The organism is Nonomuraea longicatena, from assembly GCF_039525605.1.
Lineage (GTDB): Bacteria > Actinomycetota > Actinomycetes > Streptosporangiales > Streptosporangiaceae > Nonomuraea > Nonomuraea longicatena.
In genome coordinates, this window is sequence record NZ_BAAAHQ010000051.1 from 41,188 (window position 1) to 49,773 (window position 8,586).

An 8,586-nucleotide genomic window follows, 5' to 3' on the forward strand; every position below is an offset into this window, starting at 1 on the left:
TTTGTGGATCCGCTGAAGGCGCTGGCTGACGCGGAGCGCAAGCCGTACTGGCTGGACAGCCCGGCCAGACCCGAGCCGCGACCGAGGCTCGGAAACGACACGAGCGCCGACCTGGTCGTGGTCGGCGGTGGCTTCTCGGGGCTCTGGACCGCCCTGATGGCCAAGGAACGAGACCCCTCGCTGGACGTCGTCCTGCTCGAAGGGCGCCGGATCGGCTGGGCGGCCACCGGCCGCAACGGCGGATTCTGCATGGCGACCCTCACACACGGGCTCACCAACGGCATCGAACGCTGGCCCGACGAGATCGAGCGGCTCGAACGCCTCGGGGTGGAAAACCTCGACGAGATCGAGAGCACACTCACCCGCTACGGCATCGACTGCTCCTTCGAGCGCACCGGCGAACTCCACGTCGCCACCGAGCCGTGGCAGCTCGACGAACTGACCGAGCACCTCGACCTCATCTCCGACCTCGGACTCGACTACGTGCCGCTCGACCAGCAGCAGGTGCGGGCCGAGGTGGACTCGCCGACGTACCTCGGCGGGCTCTGGGAGCGCAGCGGCTGCGCCATGCTCGACCCGGCGCGGCTGGCGTTCGGGCTGCGCGAGGCGTGCCTGGCCCTCGGGGTACGCGTCCACGAGCGCAGCCCGGTGCGCTCGATGCGCGACGACGGCCGCCTCATCACCCTGACCACGCCGGGCGGCACGGTCACGGCGCCCAGGGTCGCGCTCGGCACCGGCGTCTTCCCGCCGCTGCTGCGGCGGCTCAAGCACTTCCTGGTGCCCGTGTACGACTACGCGCTCATGACCGAGCCGATGACACCGGAGCAACTCGCCTCCGTCGGCTGGCACAACCGGCAGGGGGTCGGCGACTCGGCCAACCAGTTCCACTACTACCGGCTGACCGACGACAACCGGATCCTGTGGGGCGGCTACGACGCCGTCTACTACAACGGCGGCCGGATCCGGCCGGAGTACGAGCAGCGCGACCAGACCTTCGTCAAGCTGGCCGAGCACTTCTACGGCACGTTCCCGCAGCTCGCCGAGCTGCGCTTCACCCACCGGTGGGGCGGGGTGATCGACACCTGCAGCCGGTTCTCCGCCTTCTACGGGACGGCGCACGGCGGGCGGTTGGCCTACGCGGTCGGCTACACGGGCATGGGGGTGGGAGCGACCCGCTTCGGCGCCAACGTCATGCTCGACCTGCTGTCCGGTGAGCGCACCGAGCGGACCGAACTGCGCATGGTCAAGGAGAAGCCGGTACCGTTCCCGCCTGAGCCGGTGCGGTCCGGGGTGATCCAGTTCACCCGCTGGTCGATCGCGCAGGCCGACCAGCACGAGGGCAGGCGCAACCTGTGGCTGCGCACGCTGGACCGGATGGGGCTCGGGTTCGACTCCTAGCTCCCCCCTGAACGCCGCCTGCGGCGCGGGCACCTGTTGCTGCGGGGTGCCCGCGCCGCGGGCGGCTACATCCTTCGATGTACCCGCAGATCCATCTTCGGCCGGACAGAATGCCGCCGATCAAGCGGGACGCTTGACTCCATGCGACGTATCGAGGCGCTCGACGTGCTGCGCGGTGTGGCCATCCTGGGCACCCTCGGCACCAACATCTGGATTTTCACCGCCCCCGGCGGGCCCGCCGACTTCCTGAGCTTCGCCGCCCCGTCGGGGCCGGTCGAGACCTTCCTGCGCTTCCTCACCAACGGCAAGTTCCTCGGCCTGCTGACCCTGTTGTTCGGGGTCGGGCTGGAGATCCAGTACCGCAGCGCCGTGCGCAAGGGACTGCGCTGGCCGGGGCGCTACCTGTGGCGCGCGGCACTGCTGTTCGTCGAAGGCACCCTGCACTACATCCTGATCTTCGAGTTCGACGTGCTGATGGGCTACGCGATCACCTCGATGCTGGTGGCCTACCTCATCGGCCGGAGCGAACGGGTGGTGAAGGGATGGATGATCGGAGCTGGAACGATCCACCTGCTGCTCGTCGCGCTGATCACGCTGGGCGGCCTGACCGGAAGCGTCTCCGCCCAGCCTGCCTCGGGGTCGCCGGGCACCGGGAGCTGGGTCGGCATGGTCGCCGACCGGCTCCTGAACCCCGGCCTCTACCGTATCGAACTGGTCTTCATCGTTCCGATGGGCATTGTGTTGTTCCTGCTCGGCTCGCGGCTGCTGCGGGCCGGGGTGTTCGAGCCGGAGGGCGCCGCGCTGCGCAGGCGGCTGAGCGTCCTCGGCCTCGGCGTCGCCGCCCCGCTGAACCTGGTGACCTCCTTCGCGGGCCCGGCCTGGTTCGCCGTGGACCGCTACCTGCTGCCGCCGCTGGTCGCGCTCGGCCTGCTCGGCTTCGTCACCTCGCTGGTGCTGCGGATGCGCGACGGCGTCGTGCGGCGGGGGCTGTCGAACGTCGGCAGGACCGCGCTGTCCTGCTACATCTTCCAGAACCTGGTCGCGGGCGTGCTCTGCTACGGCTGGGGCCTGGGCCTCGCCGAGCGGCTCGACTGGCTGCGGCCCTGGTGGGTGCCGGTGGCCTGGGCCGGGATCTGCCTGATGTTCATCGCCTTGGCCACGTGGTGGTTGCGGCGGTTCGAGCGAGGACCGGTGGAATCGGCATGGCAGTGGGCTTATCAGGCGCCGTTCCGGAAATCGGTGGGTGTGACCCGCTGATCGGCGGGGCAGAAGATCGATGACCCCCGGGCGAGAGATCACGGATCCGGGGGTTGACACATGCGGGCGGTCGTCTGCGGGCTGATGGCCCTCATCACGCCACTGGCGGGGTGCACCATGGGGGACACCGTGAGGGGTACTCCGGAGGGCGTCGCAGGGAGCGCTGCGGGGGGTGCTGCAGGGAGGGCTGCGGACAGCACTGTGGGGGCCGCTGCCGGGGGTGCTGCGGGGACCACTACGGCGGGCGCTGCTCCGGTGGGGCGCGCGGGCGTGGCGGTGCCGCCTGTGTACGCGCCCTCACCCCCGTGCGTCCTGAAATATCCAGACACAAGGGCGTCGCGGGCGGCTCGCACCCGCCTCCAGCACGACCTCGCCCGGTACGTCGCCCAGCAGCCGGGACGCGTCGTCTTCGGCGCCCACGACCTGGCCACCGGCCTGCGCCTCGGCCACCACGCCCACGAGAGCGGCATGATCACCGCCAGCGGCTCCAAGGTGGACATCCTGGCCGCGCTCCTGCAGCGCCGCCACCGGCTCACCGGCGGCGAACACGACCTGGCCGCCCGGATGATCAGGGAGAGCGACAACGCCGCCGCCGACGCCCTCTGGTCGCGGGTCGGCGGCGGGTACGGCATGGGCGGCTTCTACCGGCGGGCCGGGCTGCGGGAGACCGTACCGGGGCCGAGCCGATTCTGGGGCGGCACCAACACCAGCCCCGCCGACCGTCTCAGGCTGCTGCGCCTGCTGGCCGAGGGCGGCGGCGGCCTGCGCGCTGCCGAGCGGCGACTGGTTCTCGGGCTCATGGGGCGGGTCCAGCACGACCAGGCGTGGGGGGTCAGCGCGGCCGCCCGGCCCGGCGACCGGGTGGCGCTGAAGAACGGCTGGACCCCGCGCCCGTTCATGCACAACACCTGGGCCGTCACCAGCTACGGCCGGATCACCGGACCGGGCCGTGACCTGCTGCTGGCGGTCCAGACCGACTACCAGCCCGGCGAAGGGCGCGGCATCCAGGCCATCGAGGGGTTGTCGGACCTGGTCGGCCGCAGGCTCGGCGACCTGCGGCAGGTCACCGTACGCGCCTGTCCGGCCGCCCCGACCCCGTGACCCGCACCATATGATCCCCCCGGCAGGCAGGGGCCCGGCCCGGTGGCGTTGCCGAATATTTCCGGTATGCGGTGCGTTGTAGCCTGCTGAGAGACCGCTCGGCGGCCGGAGCCCCCGGTATCTACCCCGGTCGAAGCCCACCACGACGGTGTGCTCCCCGGGGGGCGTTCCGTCCTGACCTGGACGGAGCACCGATGCGGTCCTACCTCGCCGTGCTGGCCACGCCCGGCGCCTGGCGATTCCTCACCCCCGCGCTCGTCGCGCGGCTGCCGTACGCGATGCTGCAGATGGGCGTCCTGCTGCTGGTGCAGTGGTCCACCGGCTCGTACGGCGCGGCCGGCGTCGCCGCCGCGGCCTCGGCCGTCGCCCAGGCCCTGATCGGCCCGCAGACCGGCCGCCTGGCCGACAGGTACGGCCAGGCCAGGGTGCTGCTGCCGCAGGTGGCGCTGCACGCACTCGCGCTCGGCGCCCTGCTCGCCCTGGCCGCCGGGCAGGCCCCGGTGCCGTACCTGGTGCTCACCGCGGCCCTCGCCGGAGCCACGGTGCCGCAGGTCGGGGCCATGGTCCGGGCCCGCTGGGCGCACCGGCTGGGCGGCTCGGGCAAACTCGACACGGCCTTCGCCGTCGAGTCGATCACCGACGAGCTGACGTTCACGCTCGCCCCCGTCGCGCTCGTCTGGCTGTCCACGGCCTTCTCCCCGGTCGTGGCGCTGACGGCCGCGCTCACCCTGATCGTCGCGGGCACCGTCGGGTTCGCCGCCGTCCGGACGGGCGCCCCCGAGCCGGTGCCGGTCCGCGTCCGGACGAGCGGTGGCGTCCTCAGGCGGCGCGGCGTAGCGCTGCTGGCCGCGGCGTTCCTGGCGATGGGCTCGGTCTTCGGCAGCCTCCAGGTCGGCATCACCTCGCTCACCGCGGCCCTCGGCTCGCCCGCGCTCGCGGGCCCGGTCTACGGCACCTTCTCGGCCGCCAGTGTGGTCGGCGGCCTGCTGTACGGCGCCGTCCGCTGGCGGGTGCCCGCCCGCACCCGCCTGGCGGCCGGACTGCTCCTGCTGGCCGCCGCGACCAGCGCGCTCACCGTCGCGGGCTCCATCGGCCTGCTGTACGGCGCCGCCGCCCTGGCCGGCCTGGTGATCGCCCCCGTGGTGATCACCGGCTACACCATCATCGACGGACTGGTCGACGCGGAGGTCCGCACCGAGTCCTTCACCTGGCTCAACGGCGCCATCGGCCTCGGTATCGCGACCGGCTCCTCGGCGGCCGGCCAACTGGTCGACCACCTGGGCCCGGCCCTGGCCTTCGTGGTGCCGCCCCTGACCACCGGCCTGGCCGCGCTCCTGGTGCTGACCCGCCTGCGCAGCCTCCGCCCCCTCCCCGAGCGGACGGCCGCCCCCGCGCCCGTCCTCCAGCACTGACCGGCGCGGGGCCGGGGTCGCTCACGTGTGGGCGTGCGCGTCGGTGTCGATCACCTTGGGCACCCCGCGCAGCCCGAACAGCGCGAGCAGCGCGAGCGCGGCCAGGATGACCGCGGTGGCCAGCGAGGTCACCTGGATGCCCTCGACGAACGCCACCCGGGCCGCCTGCACGAGCTGCGCCCCCTCCTCCGCCGGCAGCGTGGCCGCCACCCGGACCGCGTCGGCGATGGACTCGCGCGCGGCCGGGTCGGTGACGGCGAGATTGCTGCGGTAGGCGCTGGTCAGCACGGTGCCCAGGATGGCGATGCCGAGCGAGGCGCCCAGCTCGAAGGCGGTCTCGGAGATCGCGGCGGCGGCGCCCGCCCGGTGCCTGGGCGCGGTGGCGAGCACGTTGTCGTTGTTCACGGTGAACGTCAGCCCGATGCCGATACCGCCGATCACCATCGGGATCAGCAGGTACACGTAGGACAGTTCGGTGCCGAGCGTCGAGTACCACATGAAGGAGAACGCGTTCAGCCCGAGCCCGATCGCCACGACCCCGTTGCGGCCGACGGCCTGGATGAGCGGGGCGGCCAGCATGCCGCCGACGGCGCCGGACAGCCCGCCGGGCAGCCCGGCGATCCCGGCCTGCAGCGGCGACCACCCGACGACCATCTGCAGGTACCAGGCGAACATCAGCGACATGGCACTCATGGTGAAGATGGCCAGCAGGTTGGTGACGATGGAGGCGGTGAAGGCGCGCTTGCGGAACAGCCGGACGTCGATCAGCGGCTCGGGCAGCCGGGTCTGGCGGATCCCGAACCACGTCAGCGCGGCCAGTCCGAGCACCCCGGAGACGGTCACGTCGGCGGTGAACCCGCCGTCCGCCAGCTCCTTGACCGCGTAGATGACGGCCACCACCCCGGCGAACGACAGCAGGACGCTCAGCAGGTCGATCCGGCCCGCCTGCGGGTTGCTCGACTCGGGCAGCACGATGATGCCGACGACCAGCACCACCGCCATGATCGGCAGGTTGATGAGAAACACCGAGCCCCACCAGAAGTGGTCGAGCAGGAGGCCGCCGACGACCGGGCCGAGCCCGAATCCGACGGCGGTCATCGAGCTCCAGATGCCGATGGCGGTGGTCCGCTGCACCGGGTCGGTGAAGACGTTGCGGACGATCGACAGCGTCGAGGGCATGATGGTCGCCCCGGCGACGCCCAGCAGGACGCGGGCGGCGATGAGCAGTTCGGGGTTGGGCGCGTACGCGGTCACGACGGAGGCCACGCTGAAGGCGACCGTACCGGTGAGAAGCAGCTTCTTGCGGCCGATCCGGTCACCGAGGTTGCCCATGGTGACGAGCAGGCCGGCGAGCGCGAAGCCGTAGATGTCGCCGATCCACAGCAACTGCGTGGAGGTCGCGCCGAGATCGGAGACCAGCCGGGGCAGCGCGAGGTGGAGCACGGTCATGTCGAGAGCGAGGATCAACGTGGCGAGGCACGCGACGGCCAGTGCGGCCCAGGGGGATCTCATGGGACCAGCCTCGGGGCCGGTGCTGACCGGCTACTGACGACCGGCTGACCGTGCCACGTGCGCCAGTTCGGCGGGCATCATCGCAGGCAGGCGCGCTGCCAGGTCGAGATCTCCGGAGCGTCGCGCGGTCTCGGCCAGTCCTTCGACAGCCGACGACCCGATCAGGTAGATCGGGCTGACCGCCTGTTCGATCGCGGTGGCGAAGGCCGACCACGCGGCGGTCAGCTCACCGGCGTCGAGGGCGAGCCACCCGAGCGCGGCGTGGGCGCGTACCTTGATGTCGCCGGAGCTGAACCAGGTGTCGGGCACCTCCGCGAGCGCCTGCTCGGTGTACGCTCGCGCGTCGCCGGGCCGGCCGTCCAGCCGGGCGGCCAGGCCCAGCCCGAGGTGCGCCCGCGCCTGCATCTCCAGGGAGCCGACCCGGCGCGCCCGCTCGGCGGCGCGCAGGTAGATGGCCTCGGCGTCGGCGAGTTCGCCCAGGTGGACGACGCAGTCGGCCTTGCGGCACAGGTACTCCGCCGCGTCGGCGCTGGCCCCGAGCTCCTCTGCCAGTCCGAGCGCCCGGTCGGCGAGGGTGAGCGCGGTCACGTGGTCGCCCTCCTGCACCGCGAGGTCCTGAAGGCCGGACAGGACCTGCGTCATGCCCCAGCGCTCGCCGATGGCCTGGAACTCCGCCAGCGACTCGGAGAACGCCGCCTTGGCCCCCGGCAGATCGCCTTCGAGGTAGCAGGCGAAGCCGTCGCCCGACCGGCTCAGCGCGAGCGTCCACGGCGTGGCGACGAGCAGGAGCGGCTCCCTGTCCATCGGCTCGTCCGGCGGCCCGGTGAACAGCGCCAGCATCATCGTGAGAAACTCCAGGCGGAACGGCATCCGTTGCCGCACCGCGAGGGCCACCTCGACGGCCCACTTCTGCACCCGAGGGCCGCCCCGGCCCTCGGCGCCGGCCGTCAGCAGACAGAGCGCGTACTCCTCCTCCAGCCCGTCAGGGATCTCCTCGCCGACCCGCTCCAGCAGGTCGGCGGCCAGGTGGGAGCCGATGGTGCGGTACCCGCGCAGCCACCAGTAGCAGGCCAGGTGCGCCAGCAGCCGCAGGCCGAGGTCGAGGCGGCCGGTGTCGGCCGCCCAGCGCAGCGCGGCGTGCAGGTCGTCGCTCTCCTCGTCGAGCCGGGCCAGCCAGGGAAGCTGGTCGCGGGTACGCAGGTGGGCGTCGGCCGTCGTGGCGAGGTCGAGTGCGTACCCGGCGTGGGCCGCGCGGGTCGCCGTCACCTCTCCTGCCTCGGCCAGGCGTTCGGCGCCGTAGGCGCGGATCGTCTCCAGCATGCGGAAGCGGCCGCCGGACAGTTCGATCAGCGACTTCTCCGCGAGCGATTCCAGCAGGTCGGGGCCCGCGTCGCAGACCTGGCGCACCGCCTCGACCCGGGCGCCGCCCACGAACACGGTCAGCCTGCGCGCGAGCTGCTGCTCCTCCGGGTCGAGAAGGTCCCAGCTCCAGGCGACGACCGCGCGCAGCGTCTGGTGGCGCGGCAGCGCCGTCCGGCTGCCCCGGCTGAGCAGCATGAACCGGTCGTCGAGCCGTTCGGCGACCTCGGCCAGCGACAGCGTGCGCAGCCGGGCGGCGGCCAGCTCGATCGCCAGCGGCAGGCCGTCCAGAGAGGCGCAGACGCCGACGACCTGGGCGAGGTTGTCAGGGGTGACCGCGAAGTCGTGCCGGACGGCGACGGCGCGGTCGGTGAACAGTCGCACGGCGGGGTAGTCGAGCGGGTCCTGCGCTCCGGGCGGCGGCAGCCGCAGCGGCGCCACCGGCATGATCGACTCGCCGGTGATGCCGAGCGCCTCGCGGCTGGTCGTCAGCACCCGCAGCCCCGGGCAGGCGGCGAGCATCTCGTCGGCCAGGTCGGCGGCCGGG

Annotated in this window: 6 protein-coding genes; 4 read left to right on the top strand and 2 right to left on the bottom strand. The window is 72.6% G+C overall.

Features of this window, described 5'->3' with window-relative positions; translation table 11 throughout:
- Nucleotides 1-3: 3 nt before the first annotated feature.
- The 4 genes from ABD120_RS36205 (at nt 4) to ABD120_RS36220 (ending at nt 5,168) form a co-directional block, all read left to right on the top strand.
- A complete protein-coding gene (locus ABD120_RS36205; protein WP_343954882.1) occupies nt 4-1,398 on the top strand; it encodes an NAD(P)/FAD-dependent oxidoreductase in 1,395 nt (464 codons plus the stop codon).
- 141 nt (nt 1,399-1,539) lie between these two features.
- Complete coding sequence (locus ABD120_RS36210; protein ID WP_343954883.1) at nt 1,540-2,655, top strand: DUF418 domain-containing protein; 1,116 nt, start codon at nt 1,540-1,542, stop codon at nt 2,653-2,655.
- Between the two features lie 270 nt (nt 2,656-2,925).
- A complete protein-coding gene (locus tag ABD120_RS36215) occupies nt 2,926-3,756 on the top strand; it encodes a serine hydrolase (RefSeq protein WP_343954884.1) in 831 nt (276 codons plus the stop codon).
- A 194-nt stretch (nt 3,757-3,950) separates the two neighbouring features.
- Complete coding sequence (locus ABD120_RS36220; protein WP_343954885.1) at nt 3,951-5,168, top strand: MFS transporter; 1,218 nt, start codon at nt 3,951-3,953, stop codon at nt 5,166-5,168.
- Between the two features lie 21 nt (nt 5,169-5,189).
- Here ABD120_RS36220 and ABD120_RS36225 read toward each other — a convergent pair whose 3' ends face one another.
- Complete coding sequence (locus tag ABD120_RS36225) at nt 5,190-6,680, bottom strand: DHA2 family efflux MFS transporter permease subunit (protein ID WP_343954886.1); 1,491 nt, start codon at nt 6,678-6,680, stop codon at nt 5,190-5,192.
- Nucleotides 6,681-6,710: 30 nt separating this feature from the next.
- Nucleotides 6,711-8,586: ATP-binding protein (locus ABD120_RS36230; RefSeq protein ID WP_425564093.1), on the bottom strand; the 1,876-nt coding region annotated here is incomplete at its 5' end.